Origin of the sequence: Streptomyces sp. NPDC059851, assembly GCF_042732005.1 — a bacterium.
Taxonomy (GTDB): Bacteria; Actinomycetota; Actinomycetes; order Streptomycetales; family Streptomycetaceae; genus Streptomyces.
On record NZ_JBHWJJ010000125.1, the window covers coordinates 1 to 25,632 of the forward strand.

Here is a 25,632-nt window from a genome sequence, read left to right on the forward strand (position 1 = left end):
CCGCAGCTCGTGTGCTGCGGGGCGGCGGCCTCTTCCCGGTCCGTACGGCGGCCGGGTCCTACTGGGTGCCGAACGGTGGCTGTATCGGCGGGGTGCCGCCGCTCTTGCTCGGGTCCGGCTTCACCGAGCCGCTCTTGGTCGGATCCGGCTTGCCGCTGCTCTTGCTCGGGTCCGGGTTCGGCGAGACCTTGCTCGGGTCGGGGCTGGGCGACACCTGGCTGGAGCTCGGCGACGGGCTGGTCGTGGCCGGGGAGCTCGACGGGGAGGCGCTGCGCGAGGGGGTCTGCACCGGGCCCATGTCCGCCTCGGACAGGTCGAACTTCGCCGTGCTCACGCCCTTGAGCGCGGCCAGGGTGTACGCCTTCCAGATGTCCGCCGGGAAGCTGGAGCCGCCGGCGCGTCCGCCGCCCGCGGTACCGGTCAGGGTGGTCTGCTTGCCGGTGCCCGGCTCCTCACCGAACATCGCGACGACGGTGACGAGTTCGGGCGTGTACGCGGTGAACCAGGCGGCCACGTTGGACTCGGTGGTACCGGTCTTGCCGGCGGCCTCGTACGCGGAGCTGCGCACGGCCTTGCCGGAGCCGTCGTTGACGACGCCGGTGAGGACCTTGGTCACGGTGTCCGCGGTCTCGCGGGTGATGACCTGCTGGCCGGACTCGGGCTTCTTGAACTCGCGCTCCGCGTGCTCGGCGGACTTGAGGATCGAGGGGGTGACCTTCTTGCCGTGGTTGTCGAGGGTGGCGTAGACGCCGGCCATCTCCACGGTGTTGGCGCTCATGGTGCCGAGCGACATGGCCGGCTTGTCCTCGGGCCAGCCGTCGCGGTCCTTCATTCCGAGCTCGAGGGCCGTCTTCTTCACGTTCGGCGGCTGCACGTCGACGATCATCTGGGCGTACACGGAGTTCACCGAGTGGTTGGTGGCCTCCTGCACCGTCATCAGCGGGGTGCCGTAGTCCTTGTCGTCCTGGTTCTGCGGGTTGAACGGGATCTTGCTGCCGACGACGGGACGCTTGCTGGTGCCGTCGTACAGGGCGTTCGGCGTGATCGGCTTCTTGTCCTGCGTGGTCGCCTTGTTCTCCAGGGCGGAGGCCAGCACGACCGGCTTGAAGGTCGAGCCCGGCTGGAAGTCGGTGCGCAGGGCGTTGCTCGCCCAGTGGTCGGACAGGCCGGTGCCGCCGTACATGGCGACGATCGCGCCGGTCTTGGGGTCGACGGAGGTGGCGCCGGCCTGCACGGCGGCGTCGACGGGCCGGTTCTTGCGGTCGAGCTCGGACTCCAGCTCGTCCTGGACGGCCTTCTCCAGTGCCGCCTGCTTCTTCGGGTCGATGTTGAGGGTGATCTCCCAGCCGCCCGCCTGGAGTTCGGCCGCGCTCATGTTGGTCTGGCGGCGCAGCTCGGCGTCGGCGGCCTGCTTCAGGTAGCCCTTCTGGCCTTCCAGACCCGGAGCGGGCTTGGGCTGGACCGGCTGCTGGAACTTCAGCGTCTGGCGCTTGGCCTCGTCGAGCGCGCCCATCTCGACCATGTTCTGGAGGACGCCGTTGAAGCGGACGGTGACGAGCTTCTTGCCCCGGTCGCTGGCGGTGGCCCAGTCGTAGTCGCTGGGGGCCTGGAGGACGGCCGCGAGGTACGCGCCCTGTTCCAGCGTCAGCTTCTCGACGTCGACGTTGTAGTAGGCCTGGGAGGCGGCCTGGATGCCGTACGCGCCGCGCCCGAAGTAGCTGGTGTTCAGGTAGCCCGCGAGGATCTCCTTCTTGGTCATCTTCTGGTCGACCTTGAGGGAGATCACCAGCTCCTTGAGCTTGCGCGTGGGGGTCTGGTCCTGCGTCAGGTAGAAGTTCTTGACGTACTGCTGGGTGATCGTCGAACCGCCCGCTGCGCCCTTGCCGGTGGCCGTGCGGAACAGGCCGCGGGCCACGCCCATGAAGTCGACGCCGCGGTCCTCGTAGAAGGACTTGTTCTCGATGGCGATGAAGGCGGTCTGGATCTCCTCCGGGACCTTCTCGATGGGGACGATCTCGCGGTTCATCTCACCGACGCGTGCCATGAGGGACCCGTCGGCGTACTTGTACGTGTTGCTCTGCTGGGTCGCCTCGGCGTTCGGGTTCGGCGGGTCCACGTAGAAGTACAGCCCGACGAGCGCGGCCATGCCGAGCAGCATCATCCCGAAGAACGTTCCGAGGATCGTCTTCCAGGTGAAGAAGCGGCGTATGCCGGTGCGCTTGCCGACCTGCCCCTTTCCGGTGGCGCGCCCGCGCGGCGACCGCCGCGCGCTGCGCTGCTGCTGCGCTTTACGCGCTTCTGCTCGGCCCATCGCTCCCGCTCCGCTCGAAATCCCCCCCGACGTCAACTCAGAAAGTTAACACCGGAGGTTGTGACAAAGATCTGCCAGCTAAGAATAAATCCGTTCAATTCGGACGTGAGAATCAGCACCCACATCAAGGGAACCGACGCACGTACGCCCCGGAGGGTTGCGGTGTCCCGGAAAAGTGATATCACTTTGCTAAGGCGTCCGATCGATCGGACCAGGCGAAACGGGGGCATGCCATGACAGACGCGGCGCAGGCCACGACGGGCGTACGGGAGGTCCCGGCGCACAGCGTGGGCGGCGGACTGGCCCTGCTCCTCGGATTGGCGGGGGCCGCAGCCGGAGTGCTGCTGATCGGCTTCGGCGTCGGCGAGGACAGCGGGGACCGGAACCTCGGCCTGATCGTGCCCGGGGTGCTGCTGGCGATCGCCTCGCTGCTGGCGATGAGCGGCCTGAACATGGTGGCGCCGGGCGAGGCGCGGGTGGTCCAGCTCTTCGGCCGCTACCGCGGGACCATCCGCACCGACGGCCTGCGCTGGGTCAACCCGTTGACCTCCCGGGAGAAGATCTCGACCCGCGTGCGCAACCACGAGACGGCCGTGTTGAAGGTCAACGACGCCTACGGCAACCCGATCGAGCTGGCCGCGGTCGTGGTGTGGCGGGTCGAGGACACCGCGCGCGCCACCTTCGAGGTGGAGGACTTCACCGAGTTCGTGGAGACCCAGACCGAGGCGGCGGTCCGGCACATCGCGATCGAGTACCCGTACGACGCCCACGACGAGGGCGGCCTGTCGCTGCGCGGCAACGCCGAGGAGATCACCGAGAGGCTGGCCCTGGAACTCGCCGCACGCGTGGAGGCGGCCGGCGTCGCGATCATCGAGTCCCGGTTCACGCATCTCGCGTACGCTCCGGAGATCGCCTCCGCGATGCTCCAGCGCCAGCAGGCGGGGGCGGTCGTGGCGGCCCGCAAGCAGATCGTGGAAGGGGCGGTCGGCATGGTGGAACTGGCCCTGACCCGCCTGCAGGAGGAGGACATCGTGGAGCTGGACCCCGAGCGCAAGGCCGCCATGGTCTCCAACCTGATGGTGGTCCTCTGCGGGGACCGCGCGGCCCAGCCCGTCGTCAACACGGGCACCCTCTACCAGTGAGCCCTTCCGGCGGGGCGGAGGGCGCGGAGCGCGAGCCCGAGCCCGGGCCGAAGCGGGCCGCGCGCGCCGGCCGGCAGGAGCGCAAACAGGTGCTGCTGCGGCTCGATCCGCAGGTGTACGAGGCGCTCGCGCGCTGGGCCGGCGAGGAGCTGCGCAGCGCCAACGCGCAGATCGAGTTCCTGCTGCGGCGCGCTCTGGCCGAGACCGGCCGACTGCCGGGCGGGGCGGCCCCCATCCCACCGCGCGGCCGACCCCGGTCCCGGCCCCCGCGCCCGTGAGGCCCCGGCCGGGAGGCCCGGCCCCGGCCCCCGCGCCCGTGCGCCCGCCGGCGGCCGCGGTCAGCGGGTGCGGCTGAGCAGTACGAAGCCGGCCTCCTTGGCCACCGTGCGGTAGCCGCGGCTCCTCGCCTCGGCGAGCGCGACGGACTCGTCGTGGACGCTCAGCGGCCAGCGCAGCTCGGGCGGGACCTGGGTGTCCACCATGATCCACTCCGGGTTGGGCCGGCTGTCCGCCCAGCCGAACAGGCTGACGCTCGTCCGGTGGGCCAGGTGCGGCACGAGGCGGTCGGAGGCCTGGACCGTCGCGCCGTCCGGGATCCGGTCCATCACGCGGTGCGCCACGGCGACCCGGGGATCGGTCTGCCAGAAGGACGTCTGGAGCAGCTGCCCCAGTGAGTGGCTCGGCAGCAGCAGGACGCACACCCCGGCCGCGCCCAGCAGCCAGCGGCGCAGTCCGGCCGCGGTGGTGCCGCGCCGGTGCAGGGCGTCGACGAAGGCGGCGAAGACGATCGGCATGAGGATGAGGGAGTAGTGGAAGCCGGTCCCCCAGTGGGAGTCGTCGGTCGAGACGCCCCGCCACAGCACGGTTGGTAGCGCGACCAGGACCAGCGGGGACCGCAGGGCCAGGAACAGGGTCGGCGCCAGGAGCATCACCAGGGTCGTCACCTTGGTCTCGGGCGTGACGAGCCCGATCGTGGCCGTGTGCAGCAGCTGCCCGAGACCCCTGTCGGCGCCTTCCCCGCCGCTGACGTAGCTGGTGTAGAAGTACGAGCCGCTCGGGCTGAACGCCGGCAGCACCACGAGCACCGCCAGCAGCACCCCGGCCACCCCGGCCACGGCGGTCGCGATCCCGAGCCGACGCCCGCCCCTACCGGCGCGCCGGGCGGCCAGCAGGCCGATCACGGCCACGGTCAGCCCCATGTCCTCCTTCACCAACAGCAGCGGCAGCGCCCACAGCACCGCCGCCCGCAGCCGCCCCTGGCCCAGCGCGGCCAGCGAGCAGGCCAGCAGCGGGACGGCGAAGGCCCATTCGTGGAAGTCGAAGCCGATCCCGCTGGCGAGGCCCCAGGAGAGCCCGTAGGTGAGCCCGAGCACCACGGCCGCGGCGGTGCCCAGCGCCCGGTGCGCCCACCGCATCAGCGGCAGGGCGCTCACGGCGACGAGGGCCGCCTGCGCCAGCAGCAGGGTCCGGGCCGAGGGCCAGGCCCAGTACAGCGGGGCCAGCAGGGCCAGCACCGGGGAGAAGTGGTCGCCGAGCAGGGGGAAGTCCGGACCCTTGACCTCGGAGACCGGCAGGTGCCCCTCGGCGTAGGAGCGGACGGCCTGCTCGAAGATCGCCAGGTCGAAGCTGTGCGAGAGCAGCCGCTCGTGAGTGCGCAGGGACAGCGTCGCGTAGACGAGGAAGAGGCCCGAGACCGCCGCCCACATCCACCACGGCGGAGCGGATCTCCCGGGGAGCGGGACGGCCGGCGCGGGCCGGACGTCCGTCCGCACCGGGGTGGCGGACTGCTGCGGCGGCAGGGCGGGTGTGTTCGCGGGCGGTGCGTGCATGGGGCGCCTTTCGCGGAAAAGGGGACCGATGCCCACAAAGTGCCAGCGACTCCAGGACCCCGCACCGAGCCGCCGCGCCCGCGCCCCAAGTCCCTTCGAATGGCCGCAGGGAGGAGCGGCAGGGCGTCCGCCGCCCTCCGTCGCGCTCATGTGCGGCGGGTGCGCACGACGGGTACGCACGACCGGTACATACCGGCGGGTATACACGGGAGGTATACACGGGAGGTATACACCATGTGTATAGTCCTGATCATGTCCATCGGTCACACGCTCCTCGGCCTCCTGGAGGCCGGCCCCCGGCACGGCTACGACCTCAAGCGCGCCTTCGACGAGAAGTTCGGCCACGACCGCCCCCTCGCCTACGGGCAGGTCTACTCGACCATGTCCCGCCTCCTGAAGAACGGCCTCGTCGAGGTGGAGGGGATCGAGGCGGGCGACGGACCCGACCGCAAGCGGTACGCCATCACCGACGCCGGCGTCACCGACGTCTCCACCTGGCTCGCCCAGCCCGAGAAGCCCGAGCCCTACCTCCAGTCGACCCTCTACACCAAGGTCGTCCTCGCCCTCCTCACCGGCCGCAGCGCCACCGAGCTGCTGGACACCCAGCGCGCCGAACACCTGCGGCTCATGCGCGTCCTGACCCAGCGCAAGCGCAAGGGGGACCTCGCCGACCAGCTCGTCTGCGACCACGCCCTGTTCCACCTGGAGGCCGACCTGCGGTGGCTGGAGCTCACCGCCGCCCGCCTCGGCCGACTCGGCGAGGAGGTCCGCGGATGATCCCGGCCGGCACCCTGCTGTCCGCCACCGGCCTGCGCAAGGCGTACGGGACCACGTACGCCCTGGACGGGGCCGACTTCTCCATCCACCCGGGCGAGGTCGTCGCCGTCATGGGGCCCTCCGGGTCCGGCAAGTCGACCCTGCTGCACTGCCTGGCCGGGATCGTCGTACCCGACTCCGGCACCATCACCTACGCGGGCCGCGACCTGACCGCCATGAACGACACCGAGCGCAGCGCCCTGCGCCGCAGCGAGTTCGGCTTCGTCTTCCAGTTCGGCCGCCTCGTACCCGAACTGACGTGCGTGGAGAACGTCGCCCTGCCGATGCGGCTGACCGGCGTCAAGCGCAAGGAGGCCGAGCGGACCGCCCTGCACTGGATGGAGCAGCTCCAGGTCGACGACCTGGCCCGCAAGCGCCCCGGCGAGGTCAGCGGCGGCCAGGGCCAGCGCGTGGCCGTGGCCCGCTCCCTGGTCACCGGCCCGCGGGTGGTCTTCGCGGACGAGCCCACCGGCGCCCTGGACTCCCTCAACGGCGAGCTGGTGATGCAGCTGCTGACCGAGTCCGCCCGGGCCGCCGGCACCGCCGTCGTCCTCGTGACGCACGAGACCCGGGTGGCCGCGTACTCCGACCGCGAGATCGTCGTACGCGACGGCAGGTCACGCGACATGGAACGGAGCGCATGAGCATGCTCCGGACCTGGGCCCGCGACCTGGCCATGGGCGTCCGGTTCGCCGTGGCCGGCGGCCGCGAGGGCTGGATACGCACCCTCCTGACCGGCGTGGGCGTCGGCCTCGGCGTCGCCCTGCTGCTGGGCACCACCGCGGTGCCCGCTGCGATGGCCGCCCGCGACGCCCGCGGCGACGCCCGCGAGACGATCACCGCCCACACCGCCGACCGGCCGGGGCGGAACACCCTGCTGATCGCCCACGGGAACATGACCTACCGCTCGGCCGACGTGGACGGGCGCCTGGTCGAGCCCGAGGGCCCCGACGCGCCGCTCGCGCCCGGGCTGGAGAAGTACCCGGGCCCCGGCGAGCTGGCCGTCTCCCCCGCCCTCGACCGGCTGCTCAAGAGCGACGAGGGCGAGCTGCTGCGCGAACGCCTCGACGGCAGGATCACGGCCGTCATCGGCGACGCCGGCCTCGTCGGACCGGGCGAGCTCTACTACTACAAGGGCACCGACCAGCTGTCCAAGGAGTCGGACAGCCCGTACGTCCAGCGGATCACCGCCTTCGAGAACACCCTGGAGTCCCAGCCCCTCGACCCGGTCCTGGCCCTGCTGGTGCTGGTCATGTTCACCGCCCTGCTGGTGCCCGTGGCCGTGTTCGTCGCGGCCGCCGTCCGTTTCGGCGGGGACCGCCGCGACCAGCGGCTGGCCGCCCTGCGCCTGGTCGGCGCGGACGGGCGGATGACCCGCCGGATCGCCGCCGGCGAGGCGCTCGCCGGAGCACTGACCGGCCTGCTCCTGGGCGCCGCCTTCTTCCTGGCGGCCCGCCGGCTCACCCCGTACGTCAGCATCCAGGGCCGCAGCCTCTTCCCCGAGGACCTCGCCCCGGCCCGGCCGTTGGCCGTGGTCGTCGCGGTCGCCGTCCCGGCCGCGGCCGTCCTCGTGACCCTGTTCGCGCTGCGCAACGCGGTCATCGAGCCGCTGGGCGTGGTGCGCTCGGCCGCCCCGGTCCGGCGCCGCATGTGGTGGCGGCTGCTGCTGCCGCCGGCCGGACTGGGCCTGCTGGTCCCGATGGCGGGCCGCGGCAACGAAGCCGGCCGGTTCAACGAGTGGCAGGTGTCCGCCGGCGTGGTGCTGCTCCTCGTCGGCATCACCGTCCTGCTGCCCTGGCTGCTGGAGCGGACCGTCGGCCTGCTCGGCGGGGCCGGACCGGTCTCCTGGCAGCTGGCCCTGCGCCGGCTCCAGCTCACCAGCGGCACGGCCGCCCGGCTGGTCGGCGGCATCGCCGTCGCGGTCGCCGGGGCCATCGCCCTGCAGATGCTCTTCGCGGGCGTCGAGGACGACTACTCCGTGGAGACGGGCCATGACCCGGGCCGGGCCTCGCTGTCGATCCTCACCCGATCCGGCACCGAGGACCGGGTCGACGCCCTCGGCAAGGCGGTGGCCGGCACCAGGGGCATCGCCAAGACCGTTCCGCTGGCCTCGACCTCCGGCGTCCGCGACCTCGCGGACGTGGAGTCGGACACGGTCCCGCTCACCATCGGTACGTGCGCGGCGCTCGGCGAGATCGCCGAGCTGCCCTCCTGCCGGGACGGTGACGCCTTCGTCCTGACGGGCGGCACCCCCGTGCGCGGCGAGAGCGCCACCGCGGCTCCGGGCGAGAAGCTGTTCACCGGGAACGTCCACGACCCCGACGGCCCGCCGCCCACCACCTGGACCGTGCCCGCCTCCACCCGCCCGGCCCAGGCCCGCAAGGACCCCGTCGGCCAGCTGCGCACCGGCCTGCTGGTCACCCCGGCCGCCGCCCCGAAGGTGCACCGCTACGGCTCCGCCCAGGTGTACGTCACGCTGGACCCGGGCACACCGGACGCCATGGAGCTGGCCCGGACGGCGGCCTACAAGGCGGACCCGCTGGCCACCGCCATGACCCTCCAGTCGACCCGGACGGCCCCCGAGTTCGGCTCGATCCGGACCGGCCTGTTCATCGGCGCCACCCTGGTGCTCGTCCTGATCGGCACCAGCCTGCTGGTGTCCCAGCTGGAGCAGCTGCGCGAGCGCCGGAACCTTCTGGCCGCCCTGGTCGCCTTCGGCACCAAGCGCTCGACCCTCAGCCTGTCGGTGCTCTGGCAGACGGCCCTGCCGGTCCTGCTCGGCCTGGCCCTGGCCACCCCGATCGGCCTCGCGCTCGGTGCGGTGCTGATGCGGATGACCAACGTGCCCGTCCGCGTCGACTGGGCCTCGGTCGCGGCGATGGCCGGCATCGGCGGCGGCGTGGTCGTCCTGGTGACCCTGCTCAGCCTGCCTCCGCTGCTGCGCATGATGCGCCCGGACGGTCTGCGCACCGAGTGACGCGCGCGCCGTCGGGCGCCGTACGGACGCCCGTTCCCGGTGGTCCGCCCTACTCGGCGAGCCACACGGGGAGCGGGCGCACGGCCTCGCGCAGCGCGTCCGCGACGGCCCGGAACTCCTCCTGCCGGGCGGTGCCGGTCCGCATGGCGAGGGCGATCCGCCGGGTGGGCGCCGGCTCGGCGAAGTAGCCGGTGGCCAGGTGCTCGTTGCGGGCGGTCTCCAGTCGCAGTGCGGTACGCGGCAGCAGGGTGACGCCCAGCCCGCCCGCGACCAGCTGGACGAGGGTGGACAGCCCGGCGGCGGTGGTGGTGACGTCGGCCCCGTCGGTCCGGCCGGCCTCCCGACAGATGTCCAGGGCCTGGTCGCGCAGGCAGTGGCCCTCGTCCAGCAACAGCATCTGCAGGCCGCGCAGTTCCTCGCGCGGGATGTCCCGGCGCCCGGCGAGCGGGTGTTCGCGCGGGGTGAGCAGGACGAAGTCCTCGTCGAAGAGCGGGAGTTCGGTGACCCCGGGGACGCCGAGCGGCACGGCGAGCAGCAGCAGGTCGAGCCGACCGGCGGCGAGCCCCTCCAGCAGCGAGGAGGTCTGCTCCTCGTGCACCTGGAGGTCCATGCCCGGATAGCGGCGGTGGAACAGGCCGAGTACGGTCGGCAGCAGGTAGGGGGCGACCGTGGGGATGACCCCGAGCCGCAGGACCCCGGTGAAGGGGGCCCGTACCGCCTCGGCCTCCTCCAGCAGGGCGCCCATGGCGTCGAGGACGGCCCGGGCCCGGACGGCGATCCGCTCGCCGGCCGGGGAGAGCAGCACCTTGCGGGTGGTGCGCTCCAGCAGCTGGACGCCGAGGGCCTCCTCCAGGGCGGAGACGGCGCCGGAGAGCGCGGGCTGGCTCATCCCGATGGCGGCGGCGGCATCGCGGAAGTGCAGGTGCTCGGCAACGGCGGCGAACGCGCGCAGCTGTGCGAGCGTCGCCTGCTTCGCTCCCCTATTACCGACAGCCACTGATAGGCACCTCCGATCACCGGCTACAAGACTAGCTATTTCCGCAATCAATGCCGGCTGTGCCAGCATGTGAGATACGTCCAACCCCTAGAAAAGCGCCCAATCAGGGCGCTTTTCCCTCGCAAGGAGAGCACGTGCTCACTGTCGGTGACAAGTTCCCCACGTACGACCTGACCGCCTGCGTCTCGCTGGAAGCCGGCAAGGAGTTCGCGCAGATCGACCACAAGACCTACGAGGGCAAGTGGCGCGTGGTGTTCTTCTGGCCGAAGGACTTCACCTTCGTGTGCCCGACCGAGATCGCCGCCTTCGGCAAGCTGAACGACGAGTTCGCCGACCGCGACGCCCAGGTCCTCGGTGTCTCCGGCGACTCGGAGTTCGTCCACCACGCCTGGCGCAAGGACCACGCCGACCTGCGTGACCTGCCCTTCCCGATGCTGGCCGACTCCAAGCACGAGCTGATGCAGGCCTGCGGCGTGCAGGGTGCGGACGGCTTCGCGCAGCGCGCCGTCTTCATCGTCGACCCGAACAACGAGATCCAGTTCTCGATGGTGACCGCCGGCTCCGTCGGCCGTAACCCCAAGGAGGTCCTGCGGGTCCTCGACGCCCTGCAGACGGACGAGCTGTGCCCCTGCAACTGGAACAAGGGCGAGGACACCCTGGACGCCGGCGCCCTGCTGGCCGGTGAGTGACGGATGTCCCTCGACTCCCTCAAGTCCGCGATACCGGACTTCGCCAAGGACCTGAAGCTGAACCTCGGCTCGGTCATCGGCAATCAGGACACCCTGACGCAGCAGCAGCTGTGGGGCACGGTCCTGTCCTGCGCGATCGCCGCCCGCTCCCCGCGCGTCCTGCGTGAGCTGGAGCCCGAGGCGAAGGCGGCCCTGTCGCCGGAGGCGTACGCCGCCGCCAAGTCGGCCGCCGCGATCATGGCGATGAACAACGTCTTCTACCGCACCCGCCACCTGCTCTCCGACCCGGAGTACGGCACGCTGCGGGCCGGTCTGCGGATGAACGTCATCGGCAACCCGGGCGTGGAGAAGGTCGACTTCGAGCTGTGGTCGCTCGCGGTCTCCGCGATCAACGGCTGCGGCCAGTGCCTCGACTCGCACGAGCAGGTGCTGCGCAAGGCCGGTGTCGGCCGCGAGACGGTCCAGGAGGCCTTCAAGGTCGCCTCGGTGATCCAGGCCGTCGCGGTGACCCTCGACGCCGAGGCCGCCCTCGCCGAGTAGTCGGCCCGTACGACGGGACGGGGGCCCCGCTGCCGTGACGGCGGCGGGGCCCCCGTCCCGTTCGTCTGTGTCCTGCCTACCTGCGCAGCCGGGCCATCAGGATCCGCATGTCCTCGATCATCGCCGCCTTGACGGCGTCCTCGTCGGGCTGCGGCCCCTCACCACCCGCCTCGTCGGTGTCCCCGAGCCAGCCGACGGCCAGCGTGAACACCGCCCCGCCGTCGAGCACCTGGAGCCGGGGCCCCGAGGTGTACGGGGACCTGCTGGTCATCAGCGCCCGCTCGCCGAGCCCCGCCACCTGCTCCACCTCGCCGGAGTTCGACCGCACTTCCCCGAAGACGCCCGGGGTGACCCCGAACTCCGCCTCCGGGTCGGTCTTCTTGTGCAGCTCGACCATGATCTGCATCTGGTACGAGGTGCCCTTCTCCTGCCACTCCGTGAAGTACTCGCAGTGCGACCAGTCCAGGGCCGGGCTCTCCCGGTGGGCCCGGTGGTTCGACATCGCGGGCGCGGTCGTCTTCAGGAGCGTGTCGAGCCGGGTCTCCTTGCACAGGTCCTCGCTGTGCCGGTACGCGATGCGCGGTGCTCCGAAAGAACGGTCCTGCAGTACCGGTAAGGCCGCCCACACCGCCGACGCCACCAGCGCGCCGCCCAGCGCCCACAGCCACGGAGCGCGCGGCCGGCGCACCTCGGCGTCCGCACCGTCCTCCCGGGCCGGCGCGGCGGGCCGGTCGTCGTCCCAACCGCCCTCCAGCTCAGGCTCGGTGATCACTGCCGGCCTCCCGCGGGGCCTGCTCCACTGCGGTCGCCCCGTGCGGGCCGGGGCCGATCGGCGCGGCCCCGTGCAGGAGCTGGTCGCGCGAGTAGGCCTTCAGGTAGCCGACCACGGTGTTGGTGACGGCGACCAGCGGAACGGCGACCACCGCCCCGCCGATGCCGGCGACCATGCCTCCGGCGGCCACCACCAGCACCACGGCGAGCGGGTGCACCCGTACCGCCCGGCCGAGGATGAACGGCTGGAGCACGTGCCCCTCGATCTGCTGCACCGCCAGCACCACGGCCAGCACCAGCAGGGCGGCGACCGGCCCCTGCGTCACCAGGGCGACGACCACGGCGAGGGCGCCGGAGACCACCGCGCCGACGAGCGGGATGAAGGCGAACAGGAAGATGAACACGGCCAGCGGCACCGCCATCGGCACGTTGAGGAAGTAGATGCCCAGGCCGATGAAGATGGCGTCGATGAGCGCGACGAGGACGGTGCCGCGCACGTACGCCGTCAGCGTCCGCCAGGCCCGCGGGCCGGCGCCGGCCACGCCCGCGCGGGCGCCGGCCGGGACCAGGCCCAGGGCCCAACTCCAGATGCGCGCGCCGTCGTAGAGCAGGAACAGCGTCGAGAACATCGCGAGGAGCATCCCGGTGAGCACCTCGACGAGGACCGTCACGCCCTGCAGGCCCGCGGAGGTGATCTGCTCCGTGTTGGTGCCGATGGTCTCGCTGAGGTTCTTCGCGATGTCGTTGATCTGCTTCTCGGTCACGTGGAACGGACTGTCCAGTGCCCAGAGTTTGAGCTCGTTGATGCCGTCGCGGACGCGGGCGGAGAGGTCGTCGAGGTTCTCCATCACCTGCCAGACCACGAACCAGCCGACGAGCCCGATGACCACGAAGCCGAGGACGGCGGTGACGGCGGTGGCGAGTCCGCGCGGCAGCCCGAGCCGGCGCAGCCGGACCACGAAGGGCTGGAGCAGCGCGGTGACGAGTATCGCCGCGGCGAACGCGAGGACGACCAGGCGGACTTCGCTGATCACCTTCATCAGCACCCAGAGCATCCCGGCGAGCAGCAGCAGCCGCCAGCTGACCTCGGCGGCGACCCGCATGCCCCAGGGGATCACGCTCGCCGGGTCGGGGCGCGCGGGCAGCGCGGGGCGCGGGGGCGGGACCGGTCGGTCCGGGTGCTCGGCCGAGGAGCCGGGTGCCGGGGTGAGCGGCCCGGCAGCGGTCCGGACCGGACCCTCTTCGGTGGTTTCGGACTCGACCACGGCACGTCGGGCGGCCAGTTGGGCCTCCATCCGGCTCAGCCTGTTCCCGAGCCGGCCGAGCCAGCCTGCCGTGTTCGCCATGTCGTTCCCTTCCCCCCACCTGCGGACGCACTCCGACAGACCGTACACGCGGGGAGCCCCGCACCGTCGGACGGTGCGGGGCTCCCCGGAGTCGAGCGGCTGCGGCTCGGGCCGGGTCTAGTACCAGCCGTTGACCTGGTGGAAGCTCCAGGCTCCGCAGGGGCTGCCGTAGCGTTCGTTCATGTAGTTCAGACCCCACTGGATCTGGGTGGCCGGGTTGGTGCGCCAGTCGGCGCCGACCGAGGACATCTTCGAGCCGGGGAGCGCCTGGACCAGGCCGTACGCACCCGAGGACGGGTTCACGGCCTTGTAGTTCCAGGTGGATTCCTGGTTGACGATGTTGGAGAAGCACTGGAACTGGCCGCTCGGCACGATCTGCCGGGCGATGTCCTTGACCTGCGCGACCGTGTACGAGCTCTGGACCGCGAAGTCGGAGGCGCTGCGCGTGGCGGAGCGGCTGGCGATCTCTTCCTTCGCCTCGCGCTCCTGCTTCGCCTTCTCGTCCGCCGCCTTCTGGGCCTCGGCCTTCTTGGCCTTGGCGTCCTCGGCGGCCTGGACGCGGGCGGCCTCCTCGGCCGAGCGACGGGCCTCGGCGTCGGCGCCCTGGGCGATGGTGTCGGCCTGCTGCGCCAGGGAGCCGCTCTGGACCTCGGCCTGCTCGCCGACCGGGATGTCGGTCAGCAGGGTGGCCCCGGACGCGGTGGTTTCGAGGTCGTTCGCGGAGGGGTCGCCTGCGGCGACGCCCACGACTGCACCCACGGTGGTGACCGCGGTGGCCGACGCCACTGCGAATCCCCGGACCGAGATCCGGCTCACACGATGTCCTTCCAGCAGCGTCCGCAGTGACCGGGCGGGCGCAAGAGTGCCCCTGACGCTGGCCTCCGTGGAGCTTGTGTCACTGGAGGCGCGGACCCGTGGGCAACTCCCTTGCGGGGGCTGCCGCGTGATGCTCGGGCGGCATACGGCGAACGTCTGTGGAGTTGTGGTGGTGCACGTATCTCACGGGAGATACAACTGTGCCGTATGCGGGGCCTGACGGAAAACAGACTCTGCCGGACCCCGACACCGCAAGGCAATTCCGCGTTGCGTGGGAAAGGTCACACCTGGCGCGACGCCACTTGTTCCGTCGAAGGCCTGTGCAGCACGACGCCGCCCGGCTAGGCTCCTGGGCCTTTGCCGGGCGGCGTCAACCAACTGTCCCGTTATGGGGCTTTCACCCCGTTCACCCCTACAGGTTTTCCAGCATCTCCGTCACCAGCGCCGCGATCGGCGAGCGCTCGGAGCGGGTCAGCGTGACGTGGGCGAAGAGCGGATGCCCCTTCAGTTTTTCGACGACGGCGACCACTCCGTCGTACCGACCGACCCGGAGGTTGTCGCGCTGGGCGACATCGTGGGTCAGAACCACCCGCGAATTCGCCCCGATCCGGGACAGAACGGTCAGGAGGACATTGCGCTCCAGGGACTGGGCCTCGTCGACGATGACGAAGGCGTCGTGCAGCGAGCGGCCACGGATGTGGGTGAGCGGCAGGACCTCCAGCATCCCCCGGTTCAGCACCTCCTCGATGACCTCCCGGCCGGCCACCGCCGAAAGGGTGTCGAAGACCGCCTGCGCCCAGGGACTCATCTTCTCGGACTGGTCCCCGGGAAGGTAGCCCAGCTCCTGCCCGCCCACCGCGTACAGCGGCCGGAAGACCATCACCTTCTGGTGCTGCCGGCGCTCCAGTACGGCCTCCAGGCCCGCGCACAGCGCCAACGCCGACTTGCCGGTGCCGGCCCGACCGCCCATGGAGATGATGCCGACCGCGGGGTCGAGCAGCAGGTCGAGCGCGATGCGCTGCTCGGCGCTGCGGCCGTGGAGCCCGAACGCCTCGCGGTCGCCCCGGACGAGCCGCACGTTGCCGTCGGCGGTGACCCGGCCCAGGGCCTTGCCGCGTTCGGACTGAAGGACCAGTCCGGTGTGCACGGGTAGTTCGGCGGCGTCCGGGACGTAGAGCCGCTCCTCGGAGTAGAGGAGGTCCACCTGTTCCGCGGAGAGGGCGAGCTCGCTCATGCCGGTCCAGCCGGCATCGGTGATCGCGAGCTCCGCGCGGTACTCCTCGGCGAGCAGGCCCACGGAGGAGGCCTTGATGCGCAGCGGGAGATCCTTCGAGACGACCGTGACGTCGTACCCCTCGGCCTGGAGGTTGCGGGCGACCGCGAGGATCCGCGAGTCGTTGTCCCCCAGTCGGAAGCCGGCGGGCAGGACACCGGGGTCGGAGTGGTTGAGTTCGACACGCAGGTTGCCGCCGAGCTCCCCGATCGGGATGGGGGCGTCGAGCCGACCGTTGCGGACCCGGTAGTCGTCCAGCAGGCGCAGGGCCTGGCGGGCGAAGTAACCGAGCTCCGGATGGTGGCGCTTGGCCTCCAGCTCCGTGATCACCACGATCGGCAGCACGACCTCGTGCTCGTCGAAGCGGGTGATGGCGTTGGGGTCTGCCAGCAGGACGCTGGTGTCGAGGACGTAGGTCCGCCTGTCGGGCAGGCGGCGCTTAGTGCTGGTCACCACGGAAGGACGTACCCCCTCGTAAGAGGTCGGGCCATGAAGACCGGACCGGTCATCGGCACCCCTGCGGGGGCCGAATTCCGGCCCTCCCACTTCGTCCGTGCGAACCGCACGTGCGTCCTGGTGCAAAGGGCCTCCCGGGCGGACGGCCCCGTGCCGCCCGCTGAGACTCGACACCCGTGGATCGGGCATCGACCTGAAAGGGATATTCCCCGAACAGCACCGGCCATGCCTTGGCATATGACGGACGCTCGGTGAACCCCAGGTGAAAGCCTTGCGACGGAGGCCGGAGGGGCGGGAGGGGGTGGAGGGGCCGAGGGGGCGTCAGACGCCCCCGGGCTCAGACCCCGTAGCGGCGGTGGCGGGCCGCGTAGTCGCGCAGCGCGCGCAGGAAGTCGACCTTGCGGAAGGCCGGCCAGAACACCTCGCAGAAGTAGTACTCGGAGTGCGCGCTCTGCCACAGCATGAATCCGGACAGGCGCTGCTCGCCGCTGGTGCGGATGACGAGGTCCGGGTCGGGCTGGCCGCGGGTGTAGAGGTGCTCGGCGATGTGGTCGATGTCGAGGATCTCGGCGAGCTCCTCGATGGAGGTGCCCTTGGCGGCGTGCTCCAGCAGCAGCGAGCGGACCGCGTCGGTGATCTCCTGTCGGCCGCCGTAGCCCACGGCGACGTTGACGACTATGCCCTTGATGTCGTGCGTGGCCTGTTCGGCCTCCTTGAGCACGGTCTGGGTCCGCGCGGGCAGGATGTCGAGGTTGCCGACGTGGTGGACGCGCCACCGGCCGTCCTCGGCGAGGCCCCGGACGGTGTTCTCGATGATGTTGAGCAGCGGACGGAGCTCGTCCTCCGGCCGGTCCAGGTTGTCCGTGGACAGCATCCACAGGGTGACGACCTCGACGTCCGTCTCGGTGCACCAGCCCAGCATCTCGGAAATCTTGTCGGCCCCGGCCTGGTGGCCCTGTTCGGTGGTGCCTCCGGACGCCTTCGCCCAGCGCCTGTTGCCGTCCAGGATCACACCGATGTGCTTGGGCGACGCGGCATGGTCGAGGCGGCCTTCCACCCGGCGTGCGTACAGCCTGTACACCAGGTCGCGCAGCTTCACGATCTTCGAGCCCCTCCGTGCAGTGCCCCCGTGCGAAATGCGGTCCGTCCCCCGGTCCGCCACATTACTGCGCGGTGGGATCCGGTACCCAACTCGGCCCGTCACAGGTCCGTGATAGAGAGGACAACGTGACTGATAACAATCCCTATCGGGCAGAGTCCGCTCGCTACGACTCCATGGAGTACCGCCGCAGCGGCCTCAGTGGCCTCAAGCTTCCCGCGATCTCCCTCGGCCTCTGGCACAACTTCGGCGACGACAAGTCGCTGGAGTCCCAGAGGGCGATTCTCCGCCGGGCCTTCGACCTCGGTGTGACCCACTTCGACCTGGCGAACAACTACGGTCCGCCGCCCGGCTCGGCCGAGCTGAACTTCGGCAAGCTCTTCGCCCAGGACTTCGCGCCCTACCGCGACGAGCTGATCATCTCCACCAAGGCCGGGTACCTGATGCACCCGGGCCCGTACGGCGAGTGGGGCAGCCGGAAGTACCTCCTGAGCTCCCTGGACGCCTCCCTGCAGCGGATGGGCGTCGACTACGTCGACATCTTCTACTCCCACCGCTTCGACCCGGAGACCCCGCTGGAGGAGACGATGGGCGCCCTGGCGTCCGCGGTCCAGCAGGGCAAGGCGCTCTACGTCGGCATCTCCTCCTACACCGCGGAGCAGACGGCCGAGGCGGCGCGGATCCTGCGCGGCATGGGCGTGCGACCGCTGATCCACCAGCCCTCCTACTCCATGATCAACCGCTGGACGGAGGAGGACGGCCTGCTGGACACCCTGGAGGAGGCCGGCATGGGCTGCATCTCCTTCGCGCCGCTGGCCCAGGGCCTGCTGACCGGCAAGTACCTGGGGGGCATCCCGGAGGGCTCGCGGGCCACGCAGGGCAAGTCCCTCGATCCGGGCCTGCTCTCGCCCGAGGTGCAGCGCCGCCTGGAGGGCCTGAACGAGATCGCGGCCCGGCGCGGCCAGTCGCTGGCGCAGCTGGCCCTGACCTGGGTGCTGCGGGACGAGCGGATGACCTCGGCGCTGATCGGCGCGTCGAGCGTCCGCCAGCTGGAGGAGAACGTGGCCGCGGTCGCCGGTTCGCCCCTCACGGAGGAGGAGTTGAAGGAGATCGACTCCTTCGCGGTCTCCACCCCCGGCACCAACCTCTGGGCCCAGCGCGGCTGACCTGCGGTTTTGTCGGCAGTGGCGCGGCGGCGCGGGAAAAAAGAAAACGGGCCGGTCCGTGGGGGGGATACGGACCGGCCCGAGGGGGGGGTTCCACCATAACCCTTCGTAAAGCGTTATGCGTGCATCAACGCCGAATGATTACGCTCCGAAACCACCCAGGAGCACTCCGGTGAGGGCGCCGGCCGCCATGAAGGGGCCGAAGGGGAATGCTTGCTTCCGCCCATTGGGGCTGCGCAGGACCAGTCCGAGGCCGTAGAGGGCCCCGTAGAGGAAGCCGAGGAAGGCCCCGAAGAGCCATACCCCCCACCCGTACCACCCAAGGGCGACCCCCAGCGCGAGCGCCAGCTTGACGTCCCCGAACCCCATCCCGGTGGGGTTGATCAGGAACAGCAGGAGGTACGCGGCGCCCAGCGCGGCCCCGCCCAGGAGCGCGAGCCGCCAGGAGCCGGCGGCGCCGGGCAGCAGGGCGGCGGCGCCGAGGGCGGCGGCCGCGGCGGCGGCCAGGGGCAGGGTCAGCACGTCCGGCAGGCGGTGCACGGCGAGGTCGACGAGGGCGAGCAGGACGAGTACGGGCGCCAGCCCGGCGAAAACGGCCGCCTCGGGCCGGGGGCCGGCACCCCAGGCCAGGGCGGCACAGACCGCGCCGGTGAGCACCGCGACCCGGCCGCCGCGGGGGCCGTAGCGGTGGCCGGGGGCGGGGGTGCCGGGAGCGCGGTCCCCGCCGGCGCAGCGGGCCGGTCCCCACCAGCCGCGCAGGGGGTGCCCCTCGGGACAGTGGCCGCGCCAGGGGGCGTCCGGCTCGACGGAGAGCCGGTAGGCGGCGCGCGGCAGCAGCAGCCCGACGGCGACGCCGTACCCGGCGGCAAGGATGATCACGACCACGGCCATCCGCCGAAAGTAGGCGGCGACGACCGGCGCGGCACGGGCCCGTGGACCCAACCCCACCAGCGGTGCCCCTTCCGCACCTGGCCGGGAAGCGCCGTCGGCCCCGCCGGGCACCCCTAAGGTGGCGGCCATGGGTCGGGGGCGACGGTGGACGGACGGTCAGGGCGCACTGCGTGCCGGCACGGACGGCGTGCCGGTGCCGCTGGAGATCGCGGCCTCGTACCGGGCCCGCACCCGTGGCCTGCTGGGCCGGGACGGGATCGCCGGCGCCCTGCTGCTGACCCCCGCCGCAAGCGTGCACACCTTCGGGATGCGGTTCGCCATCGACGTGGCGTACCTGGACCGGGACCTGCGCGTGATCTCCCTGGTCTCCATGGCTCCGGGCCGGCTGGGGCTGCCCCGGCTGCGGTCCCGGCACGTACTGGAGGCCGGGGCGGGGGCGATGGCGGCCTGGGGCATCCGGGTCGGCGCGCAGGTGTCGGTGGCCGGGCCGTCTCATCCCGCGCTGGGCGGTGGGCCCGCCCGGCGGTAGGTTGGGGCGGTTGAGCCGGGGTGGCAGGGGAGCGGATGACGGAGAACGCGCGGGTCAAGGCACTGGAGCAGATCATGCCCGCGACCCACGGCGCCGACGAGGACATCGACTGGCAGGTGGCCGAGGCCGTCTGGGGCACCCGTTTCCCGTCCGATTTCGTGGCCTTCATGGGCCGCTTCGGCGCGGGCACCATCAACGGCGAGGCCATCGTGCTGCTGCCGCTGCCCAAGCCCGGACTCCAGTGGGATCCGGCCGAGATGGCCGAGGAGACCACCAACGCCCGGCAGCGGTGGGCGGAGGAGGGCGGCCCGGCCGCCTTCGACGCCGAGCCCGGGTCGATCATCGCCTGGGGGGTCACCAGCGGCTCCGACATCCTGTGCTGGCTGGCCGCCGACCCCGATCCGGACCGCTGGCCGGTCCTGGTCGTCGGCCGGCACACCGCCGACGCCTTCGCGGTGTACCCGTACGGCATGGCCGAGTTCCTGCTGCGGCTGTGCTCCGACGAGTTCGACGTGAGCCCGGTGGGCCTCACCTTCTGGGACGGCGGGCCGCTCAGCTTCGTGCACTGGCGCAAGGCGCAGCGCCGCTGGCAGGAGGGCCGCAACCCCGATACCGGGGACCCCGACCCGTACGCGGGCGAGTTCGCCGACTGACGCGCCGCGCCCCGCCCGACCTGATCCGACCCCGAGCCCGTTTCCCGGACCGCATCCGACGGAAACGGGCTTTTCGGTGCGTCTACGCGCGTGGTATGCGCCGGCCCCATATCGGAAAACACGAGGGGAAAAAGCCGCGGTTGGAGCATTGAACACAAACCCCGCCCCCGTTGAACGAATGGTGCGCCCGCAGGAGAGAATTCCGGCCAGCGGGCCGCGGACGAACCCCTGGCCCCGAGTGATGCACAGGCACTGACGGGAACACGAGAAATTCAGGGGAATAGACCCGTGCAACGAAGAATCTTCCGCACGGCCGCGGCGGCGGCCGTGCTCGGCCTGCTGGTACCGCTGTCCGGCTGCGGTTCCGACGGCGGCCCGGGCGACGAGGGCACCCTGCGCCTGGTCGCCGCGGAATACGGCACCAACCAGGCCACCAGCTCCAAGGCTTTCTGGGACAAGGTGACGAATGATTTCACCAAAACCCACCCCGACATCAAGGTCGAGGTACAGCTCTTGCCCTGGGCCGACATCGACCGCGCCGTCTCCCGCATGGTGAGCGCCGGAAAGGCCCCGGACATCGCGCTCATGGGCTCGTATTCGGATTTCGCAGCCGAGGGCGAGCTGTATTCCGCGGACGAACTCCTCTCGATCACCGCCGAGGCGAACTTCCTGCCGCCGCTCGCCGAGGCCGGCTCGGTCGGCAACACCCTCTACGGACTGCCGTGGGTGGCGAGCAGCCGGCTCCTCTTCTACAACGAGGGCCTGTTCAAGCAGGCCGGCGTCACCGCCCCGAAGAACTGGTCGGACCTGAGGTCCGCCGCCAAGGCGCTCAAGGACAAGGGCGTGAAGACCCCGTACGCGATGCCGCTGGGCCCCGAGGAGGCGCACGCCGAGGCGATGATCTGGGAGCTGAGCAACGGCGGCGGCTACGCCGACAGCGCCGGCAACTACAACCTGGCCTCGGACCAGAACATCCAGACGTTCCGCTGGATCAAGGACAACCTGGTCTCCCCCGGCCTGACCGGCCCGGTCCCACCGTCGCAGCTCAACCGGGCCGACGCGTTCGCCGCCTTCCTGCGCGGCGAGGTCGGCATGCTCAACGGCTACCCGTCGCTCTGGCACGAGGCGCGCGCCAGGGGGATCGGCGTGGGCACCGTGTCCATGCCGGTTTCGGACACGATGGGTGCCGGGGAGACCCCGCCGGCCGTGGGCGTCGCCGACTGGATGATGGCGTTCAAGCAGCACGGCAAGCGGACGCAGATCGGGAAGTTCTTGGACTTCGTCTACCGGGACGAGAACCTGGCCGACTTCGCGGGCCGCTACCACCTGCTGCCCTCGACCGTCTCGGCCTCCCGCAACCCGGCGGGCGGACTGGACAAGAACGACGAGCAGTTCCTGACCGCCCTGCGCGGCGCACAGCTCTACCCGGTGAACGACCCGTCGTGGGTGGAGGTCAGCGACACCATCAAGCGCAACATCGGCCGCGCCGTCGAGCCGGGCGGCGACCCCAAGACCGTCCTGGACGAGATCGCCGCGAAGGCGAAGCAGGCCGGCAAGCAGCACTGAAACCCCGAGCAGCAGCACCTGCGCCCCGGTCCCGCCGTCCTCCGTCCGGGGGAAGCCGTGACCGAAAAACGATTTCCTCCTCTGTCGCACGCCGTCCCGTGCGCCAGAATGGCCGCCGCGGCCCTTGATCCGAGGCCGCCGGCCAGCCGCCCGCGGCGCACCCACAAGGTGCGCGGGACGGCCGGCCCTCCCTCCTTCCCCGCCCCGCCCCGCCCGCCGGCCCACGTACCGGGCTACCCCTTGCCGGCCCCGGCCCCGGCCGAGAAGGCCGTGCGGTGGTCGTCGCAGCTCGCGTTCCAGGGCATCGAGCCGGTGAGCGTCCCGTAGCCGGTGCGGGTGACCGACCATTCGACCGTGTAGTCCCCCGTGTCGCAGGCGACCCGCTTGTTCCCGGGGACCTTGGTGCGTCCCTTCGCCGGCTGGTCCGCCAGCTCCCGGTGCACCTCCAGCACCTTGCCGTGACGTGCCGAGCGGAGTACGGCGTGCACGACGATCGGGTGCCGGCCGTCCTTCGTCGTCACGGCCTTCTTCACCAGCATCGAGTCCGACACCGCCCAGCCGAAGTCGAAGTCCGGCTGCCAGGCCAGCGTCTTGGGGTCTCCGGTCCTGCGCGGGTAGTCCGGGGCGTCGGGGTGCCCGGGGCGGGCCACCGTCTTGTACCGGATGCCGGGGTAGAAGCGCAGTTGCGCCTCCACCTTGTGCATGTCGTCCCCGGTCCACATCGACTTCATCGTCCCGTCGCCGCCGCCCGGGTCCTGCAGGTACGGGCCCTCCGCCGCGGTGGCGGCGGTCTGGCCGAGGGCGGGGGCGAGGGCGGCCGCGGCGGCGGCGAGGGCGAGGACGGCGGTGCGGGTGCGCTTCATGCCCGGTCCAACGGGGGTCGCAGCGGGCCGGAACGAGGCGTGGCTGGCTTTCACCCGTACGGGGAGCAGCCCGGAATATCTCATGATCGTCTTCCGTTTGCGGTGCCGACCAACTGCACGCGAGAGCAAGGGAGTCGGCATGGGCACGCAGGTGCACGGGACGGTGGCGGCGGGCTGGGAACCGGTGCGGGAGGAGTTCGCCGCCTTCGCCGCCGCCGCGGAGCACTCCCCCGAGGCACAGCTGGCGGTCCACCACGGCGGCCGCCGCGTGGTCGACCTGTGGGCCGGCGAGGACACCGGCCCCGACACCCTGACCGGCGTGTACTCGATCACCAAGGGCGCGGCGCACCTGGTGGTGGCTCTGCTGGTGCAGGACGGGCTGCTGGACCTGGAGCGGCCGGTGTCGGCGTACTGGCCGGAGTTCACCGGGCACGGCAAGGAGCGGCTGACGGTGCGGCAGCTGGTCTCGCACCGGTCGGGACTGGTCAACACCGAGGAGGGCTTCGATTACGACGAGATCGCCGACGACGCACTGGTCGCGGCCCGGCTGGCGGGGGCGCGGCCGTACTGGGAGCCGGGGACCGCGTACGGCTACCACGCCTTCGTCATCGGCGCGCTGACCGGCGAGGTGGTGCGGCGGGTGACGGGGCGGTCCCTGCAGGAGGTGTACGAGGAGCGGATCCGCGCCCCGTACGGGCTCGACCTGTACCTGGGGCTGCCGCGGGAGCTGGAGGGCCGCTGGAAGCCGGTGCTGGAGATGCTCGCGACGCCCGAACAGCTGGCGTCCCCGGCCGGGGGCGGGGCGGGGGTGCCGGAGCTGCTGCCGGTGGCGTTCAACGCGCACCGGGAGCCGCCCATGGACCTCGTCGTGTTCGCCAACCACCCGAGGGTGCGGGAGCTGGGACCCGCCTCGGCGGGCGGCATCGGCACGGCGCGCGGGGTGGCGGGCATGTACGCGGCGGCGATCGGGGCGGCGGACGGCCGTCCGGCGCTGCTGGAGCCGGGTACCGCGGCCGAGTTCGCGCGGCTGCACACCCCGGGCGACGACCGGGTCACTCCGGAGTCGGACCACTTCGGGCTGGGCTTCGAGCAGCAGCCGGCGGTCGGCCCGCGGGCGTTCGGGCACAGCGGGGCGGCGGGCGGCCTGGGCTGGGCGGACCCGGCGACGGGGATCGCGTACGGGTACGTGCGCCGCAGGTTCGGCTTCCCGGGCGGCGCGGCCCCGGAGAACGAGCGCTTGACGGCGGCGGTCCTGGGGGCGGCCGGAGCTTGGTGATCGAGGTGTCCGCGGGCCGGCCTCCGGCGGGGTCGGGGGACGGTTCCGGCGCCGGGGCCGGGGCCGGGGCCGGAACCAGAGCGGTCAGGCCTGACCCGTTTCGAAGCGGCTGATGCGGCCGCCGTCGGTGACGGCGAACTTCCAGGCGGTCCGCATCTCCCCCCAGGTGTCGTTGCGGTAGTTGACGACCAGGCCCCGGCCGCCCTGCGTCTCGGAGACGACGTCCATGTGGCCGGCCGAGGAGAAGATCTCCTTGTCGGCCCAGACCCGCAGGTCACGGTCGGAGCCGTCGTCGGACATGGTCGCGTCGGGTGTGAGGAGGCCGTAGAAGGCCTCCTCGTCGTGGGCGTTGACGGCGTTGACGAAGGCCCTGACGGCCGGGTCGGACAGCTTGTTCGGGGCGATGGTCACAGGGGCTCCTGGTCGGTTCCTCGGCGCGGGGCGCTGGTGCGCCGTACGCCCAGGGAACACCCGGCGGGGCGCGTTGCCGCCGACCCTCACCCGTTCGCCGCCGGACGGCGTGTCAGGGCGTGTCGGGGGCGGTGCGTACCGGGAAGCCGGTGGGGCGGCCCTGTTCGTCCAGCCAGGCCAGCACCCGGTCGAGGGCTTCGACGGTCTGCCGGCGGTCGCCTCCGCCGTCGTGGAACAGGATGGTGGGGCCGTTGCCGATGTTCCGCTTGACGGCGTCGACGATGGCGGCGGTTCCGGGCTTCTGGAAGTCCTTCGTGTCGACGTTCCAGCCGAGCGGGCGCATGCCGTTGGCGGCGGCTATGCGTCGGCTGTCGGGGGTGAACGCGCCGCCGGGGGCGCGGTAGTACTCGACCTTGGCGCCGTCGCCCGCCGCCTCCTCGATCAGCTTCTTCGCGTCGAGGATCTGCTTCTCCTGGTACTCGACGGGCTTCTTGTCCATGGAGGTGTCGTGGTCCATGGAGTGGTCGCAGAGCCGGTGGCCGGCCGCGACGACCTTGCGGACCAGGTCGGGGTGGGCCTTGGCGCGCGGGCCGACCATGCAGAAGGTCGCCTTCACGTCGTGCTTCGCCAGCACGGCGAGGATCTTCGGGGTCCAGTTGGGGTCCGGGCCGTCGTCGATGGTGATGTTCACGGCGTTTCCGCCGCTCTCGGAGGCGTGGGCTATGTCCTCGGGCATCTGGGGGCCGCTGCCGGCGGGTCCGCCCTTCCCGTCGTCCTTGGTGCCCCCGGCGGCACCGTCGTCGGCGGGGGCGCCCGTGCTGCCGCCGGTGGGCGCATCGTGCTCGCGCGAGAGGTTCTGCTGTGCCGCGCCGTTCGGCTCGACGAGGGTCGCCACTCCCCACACCGTCCCCGCCACCGCAACGGCCGAAGCCGCGATGGCGATCCGGGAACGCGTACCCAGTCTGCGCATGCGCGCCGTGAAGTCCATGAACCGTCCACTCCCCTCTCCGCGTTGCCGCGCTCTGAGGTTCATGACGTGCACGCCGGGGATCGGGTTCCCACCAATTTCCCCATTGGCACCGATTGATGACCTTGGTCCTCGATCTCCCGGAATAAAGCGCTGACCTGGGCCGAAACCGACGGGTGGGGCCCGCGCGGGCGACGGCTTCACGGCACGTGGAAGGCCCCGGCCCCGGCGGGGATCCGCCGGGGCCG

Annotated in this window: 24 protein-coding genes; 12 read left to right on the forward strand and 12 right to left on the reverse strand. The window is 71.6% G+C overall.

The window, feature by feature from the left end:
* Nucleotides 1-58: 58 nt before the first annotated feature.
* Nucleotides 59-2,311, reverse strand: coding sequence for a transglycosylase domain-containing protein (locus ACFV7Q_RS30690; protein ID WP_385433347.1), 2,253 nt, complete (start codon nucleotides 2,309-2,311; stop codon nucleotides 59-61).
* Between the two features lie 233 nt (nucleotides 2,312-2,544).
* On the opposite strand from ACFV7Q_RS30690, the gene ACFV7Q_RS30695 reads away from it, so the two are divergent.
* Together ACFV7Q_RS30695 and ACFV7Q_RS30700 are read left to right on the forward strand one after the other, a co-directional pair.
* Nucleotides 2,545-3,453 (forward strand): SPFH domain-containing protein, encoded by a 909-nt coding sequence (locus ACFV7Q_RS30695; protein ID WP_385433349.1) that lies wholly within the window; start codon nucleotides 2,545-2,547, stop codon nucleotides 3,451-3,453.
* A complete protein-coding gene (locus ACFV7Q_RS30700; protein ID WP_385433351.1) occupies nucleotides 3,450-3,731 on the forward strand; it encodes a hypothetical protein in 282 nt (93 codons plus the stop codon). The genes ACFV7Q_RS30695 and ACFV7Q_RS30700 overlap by 4 nt, the downstream gene beginning before the upstream one ends.
* A 60-nt stretch (nucleotides 3,732-3,791) precedes the next feature.
* Here ACFV7Q_RS30700 and ACFV7Q_RS30705 read toward each other — a convergent pair whose 3' ends face one another.
* Nucleotides 3,792-5,282, reverse strand: a complete 1,491-nt coding sequence (locus ACFV7Q_RS30705; protein WP_385433353.1) for a DUF2079 domain-containing protein — start codon at nucleotides 5,280-5,282, stop codon at nucleotides 3,792-3,794.
* 252 nt (nucleotides 5,283-5,534) lie between these two features.
* Here ACFV7Q_RS30705 and ACFV7Q_RS30710 point away from each other — a divergent pair, with 252 nt between their 5' ends.
* Genes ACFV7Q_RS30710 through ACFV7Q_RS30720 form a run of 3 tightly spaced genes read left to right on the forward strand, consistent with a single transcriptional unit; the run spans nucleotide 5,535 to nucleotide 9,075 of the window.
* Nucleotides 5,535-6,059: a PadR family transcriptional regulator gene (locus tag ACFV7Q_RS30710; RefSeq protein ID WP_385433355.1), complete on the forward strand. Its 525-nt coding sequence runs from the start codon at nucleotides 5,535-5,537 to the stop codon at nucleotides 6,057-6,059.
* The gene (locus ACFV7Q_RS30715; RefSeq protein ID WP_385433357.1) at nucleotides 6,056-6,742 is read left to right on the forward strand and encodes an ABC transporter ATP-binding protein; all 687 of its coding nucleotides are present in this window, start codon (nucleotides 6,056-6,058) and stop codon (nucleotides 6,740-6,742) included. The genes ACFV7Q_RS30710 and ACFV7Q_RS30715 overlap by 4 nt, the downstream gene beginning before the upstream one ends.
* Nucleotides 6,739-9,075, forward strand: a complete 2,337-nt coding sequence (locus ACFV7Q_RS30720) for an ABC transporter permease (protein ID WP_385433359.1) — start codon at nucleotides 6,739-6,741, stop codon at nucleotides 9,073-9,075. Before ACFV7Q_RS30715 ends, ACFV7Q_RS30720 begins: the two co-directional genes overlap by 4 nt.
* 49 nt (nucleotides 9,076-9,124) lie before the next feature.
* Here ACFV7Q_RS30720 and ACFV7Q_RS30725 read toward each other — a convergent pair whose 3' ends face one another.
* Nucleotides 9,125-10,072: a hydrogen peroxide-inducible genes activator gene (locus ACFV7Q_RS30725; protein WP_385433361.1), complete on the reverse strand. Its 948-nt coding sequence runs from the start codon at nucleotides 10,070-10,072 to the stop codon at nucleotides 9,125-9,127.
* Nucleotides 10,073-10,206: 134 nt separating this feature from the next.
* On the opposite strand from ACFV7Q_RS30725, the gene ACFV7Q_RS30730 reads away from it, so the two are divergent.
* On the forward strand, nucleotides 10,207-10,761 hold the full coding sequence (locus tag ACFV7Q_RS30730; protein WP_361100983.1) for a peroxiredoxin: 555 nt from the start codon (nucleotides 10,207-10,209) through the stop codon (nucleotides 10,759-10,761).
* A 3-nt stretch (nucleotides 10,762-10,764) separates the two neighbouring features.
* Nucleotides 10,765-11,301, forward strand: a complete 537-nt coding sequence (locus ACFV7Q_RS30735) for an alkyl hydroperoxide reductase (protein ID WP_385433363.1) — start codon at nucleotides 10,765-10,767, stop codon at nucleotides 11,299-11,301.
* Between the two features lie 76 nt (nucleotides 11,302-11,377).
* Here ACFV7Q_RS30735 and ACFV7Q_RS30740 read toward each other — a convergent pair whose 3' ends face one another.
* The 5 genes from ACFV7Q_RS30740 to ACFV7Q_RS30760 all read right to left on the reverse strand — a co-directional run bounded on the left by ACFV7Q_RS30740 (nucleotide 11,378) and on the right by ACFV7Q_RS30760 (nucleotide 17,062).
* Complete coding sequence (locus ACFV7Q_RS30740) at nucleotides 11,378-12,073, reverse strand: hypothetical protein (RefSeq protein WP_385433365.1); 696 nt, start codon at nucleotides 12,071-12,073, stop codon at nucleotides 11,378-11,380.
* On the reverse strand, nucleotides 12,057-13,418 hold the full coding sequence (locus ACFV7Q_RS30745; protein ID WP_385433367.1) for an AI-2E family transporter: 1,362 nt from the start codon (nucleotides 13,416-13,418) through the stop codon (nucleotides 12,057-12,059). Before ACFV7Q_RS30745 ends, ACFV7Q_RS30740 begins: the two co-directional genes overlap by 17 nt.
* Nucleotides 13,419-13,535: 117 nt before the next feature.
* A complete protein-coding gene (locus ACFV7Q_RS30750; protein ID WP_385433369.1) occupies nucleotides 13,536-14,234 on the reverse strand; it encodes a transglycosylase SLT domain-containing protein in 699 nt (232 codons plus the stop codon).
* Between the two features lie 412 nt (nucleotides 14,235-14,646).
* On the reverse strand, nucleotides 14,647-15,963 hold the full coding sequence (locus ACFV7Q_RS30755) for a PhoH family protein (protein ID WP_385433371.1): 1,317 nt from the start codon (nucleotides 15,961-15,963) through the stop codon (nucleotides 14,647-14,649).
* A 337-nt stretch (nucleotides 15,964-16,300) separates the two neighbouring features.
* Nucleotides 16,301-17,062, reverse strand: coding sequence for an isoprenyl transferase (locus ACFV7Q_RS30760; protein ID WP_385433373.1), 762 nt, complete (start codon nucleotides 17,060-17,062; stop codon nucleotides 16,301-16,303).
* Between the two features lie 128 nt (nucleotides 17,063-17,190).
* Here ACFV7Q_RS30760 and mgrA point away from each other — a divergent pair, with 128 nt between their 5' ends.
* Nucleotides 17,191-18,228: an L-glyceraldehyde 3-phosphate reductase gene (gene mgrA, locus ACFV7Q_RS30765; protein WP_385433375.1), complete on the forward strand. Its 1,038-nt coding sequence runs from the start codon at nucleotides 17,191-17,193 to the stop codon at nucleotides 18,226-18,228.
* Nucleotides 18,229-18,369: 141 nt separating this feature from the next.
* Here the strand turns inward: mgrA and ACFV7Q_RS30770 are convergent, their stop codons facing one another.
* Complete coding sequence (locus tag ACFV7Q_RS30770) at nucleotides 18,370-19,119, reverse strand: prepilin peptidase (RefSeq protein ID WP_385433377.1); 750 nt, start codon at nucleotides 19,117-19,119, stop codon at nucleotides 18,370-18,372.
* A 127-nt stretch (nucleotides 19,120-19,246) separates the two neighbouring features.
* Between ACFV7Q_RS30770 and ACFV7Q_RS30775 the strand changes: the two genes are divergently transcribed.
* The 3 genes from ACFV7Q_RS30775 (at nucleotide 19,247) to ACFV7Q_RS30785 (ending at nucleotide 21,867) form a co-directional block, all read left to right on the forward strand.
* A complete protein-coding gene (locus ACFV7Q_RS30775; protein WP_385433379.1) occupies nucleotides 19,247-19,648 on the forward strand; it encodes a DUF192 domain-containing protein in 402 nt (133 codons plus the stop codon).
* A gap of 35 nt (nucleotides 19,649-19,683) precedes the next feature.
* On the forward strand, nucleotides 19,684-20,301 hold the full coding sequence (locus ACFV7Q_RS30780; RefSeq protein WP_385433381.1) for an SMI1/KNR4 family protein: 618 nt from the start codon (nucleotides 19,684-19,686) through the stop codon (nucleotides 20,299-20,301).
* Nucleotides 20,302-20,589: 288 nt separating this feature from the next.
* Nucleotides 20,590-21,867 (forward strand): extracellular solute-binding protein, encoded by a 1,278-nt coding sequence (locus ACFV7Q_RS30785; RefSeq protein ID WP_385433383.1) that lies wholly within the window; start codon nucleotides 20,590-20,592, stop codon nucleotides 21,865-21,867.
* Nucleotides 21,868-22,100: 233 nt separating this feature from the next.
* Here the strand turns inward: ACFV7Q_RS30785 and ACFV7Q_RS30790 are convergent, their stop codons facing one another.
* Nucleotides 22,101-22,814 carry a hypothetical protein gene (locus ACFV7Q_RS30790; RefSeq protein WP_385433385.1) on the reverse strand — a complete coding sequence of 238 codons (714 nt, stop codon included), beginning with the start codon at nucleotides 22,812-22,814 and terminating at the stop codon, nucleotides 22,101-22,103.
* 55 nt (nucleotides 22,815-22,869) lie between these two features.
* Here ACFV7Q_RS30790 and ACFV7Q_RS30795 point away from each other — a divergent pair, with 55 nt between their 5' ends.
* On the forward strand, nucleotides 22,870-24,006 hold the full coding sequence (locus ACFV7Q_RS30795) for a serine hydrolase domain-containing protein (RefSeq protein WP_385433387.1): 1,137 nt from the start codon (nucleotides 22,870-22,872) through the stop codon (nucleotides 24,004-24,006).
* A gap of 84 nt (nucleotides 24,007-24,090) precedes the next feature.
* Here ACFV7Q_RS30795 and ACFV7Q_RS30800 read toward each other — a convergent pair whose 3' ends face one another.
* The gene (locus ACFV7Q_RS30800) at nucleotides 24,091-24,417 is read right to left on the reverse strand and encodes a nuclear transport factor 2 family protein (RefSeq protein ID WP_385433388.1); all 327 of its coding nucleotides are present in this window, start codon (nucleotides 24,415-24,417) and stop codon (nucleotides 24,091-24,093) included.
* Nucleotides 24,418-24,529: 112 nt separating this feature from the next.
* On the reverse strand, nucleotides 24,530-25,405 hold the full coding sequence (locus tag ACFV7Q_RS30805) for a polysaccharide deacetylase family protein (protein WP_385433390.1): 876 nt from the start codon (nucleotides 25,403-25,405) through the stop codon (nucleotides 24,530-24,532).
* Nucleotides 25,406-25,632: the final 227 nt, after the last annotated feature.

What these genes read in the sequence shown, in the direction of transcription:
- ACFV7Q_RS30690 (WP_385433347.1), bottom strand. Translation starts at nt 2,311, where the DNA reads ATGGGCCGAGCAGAAGCGCGTAAAGCGCAGCAGCAGCGCAGCGCGCGG.
- ACFV7Q_RS30695 (WP_385433349.1), top strand. Translation starts at nt 2,545, where the DNA reads ATGACAGACGCGGCGCAGGCCACGACGGGCGTACGGGAGGTCCCGGCG.
- ACFV7Q_RS30705 (WP_385433353.1), bottom strand. Translation starts at nt 5,282, where the DNA reads ATGCACGCACCGCCCGCGAACACACCCGCCCTGCCGCCGCAGCAGTCC.
- ACFV7Q_RS30710 (WP_385433355.1), top strand. Translation starts at nt 5,535, where the DNA reads ATGTCCATCGGTCACACGCTCCTCGGCCTCCTGGAGGCCGGCCCCCGG.
- ACFV7Q_RS30715 (WP_385433357.1), top strand. Translation starts at nt 6,056, where the DNA reads ATGATCCCGGCCGGCACCCTGCTGTCCGCCACCGGCCTGCGCAAGGCG.
- ACFV7Q_RS30720 (WP_385433359.1), top strand. Translation starts at nt 6,739, where the DNA reads ATGAGCATGCTCCGGACCTGGGCCCGCGACCTGGCCATGGGCGTCCGG.
- ACFV7Q_RS30735 (WP_385433363.1), top strand. Translation starts at nt 10,765, where the DNA reads ATGTCCCTCGACTCCCTCAAGTCCGCGATACCGGACTTCGCCAAGGAC.
- ACFV7Q_RS30745 (WP_385433367.1), bottom strand. Translation starts at nt 13,418, where the DNA reads ATGGCGAACACGGCAGGCTGGCTCGGCCGGCTCGGGAACAGGCTGAGC.
- ACFV7Q_RS30770 (WP_385433377.1), bottom strand. Translation starts at nt 19,119, where the DNA reads ATGGCCGTGGTCGTGATCATCCTTGCCGCCGGGTACGGCGTCGCCGTC.
- ACFV7Q_RS30775 (WP_385433379.1), top strand. Translation starts at nt 19,247, where the DNA reads ATGGGTCGGGGGCGACGGTGGACGGACGGTCAGGGCGCACTGCGTGCC.
- ACFV7Q_RS30780 (WP_385433381.1), top strand. Translation starts at nt 19,684, where the DNA reads ATGACGGAGAACGCGCGGGTCAAGGCACTGGAGCAGATCATGCCCGCG.
- ACFV7Q_RS30790 (WP_385433385.1), bottom strand. Translation starts at nt 22,814, where the DNA reads ATGAGATATTCCGGGCTGCTCCCCGTACGGGTGAAAGCCAGCCACGCC.
- ACFV7Q_RS30795 (WP_385433387.1), top strand. Translation starts at nt 22,870, where the DNA reads ATGGGCACGCAGGTGCACGGGACGGTGGCGGCGGGCTGGGAACCGGTG.
- ACFV7Q_RS30805 (WP_385433390.1), bottom strand. Translation starts at nt 25,405, where the DNA reads ATGGACTTCACGGCGCGCATGCGCAGACTGGGTACGCGTTCCCGGATC.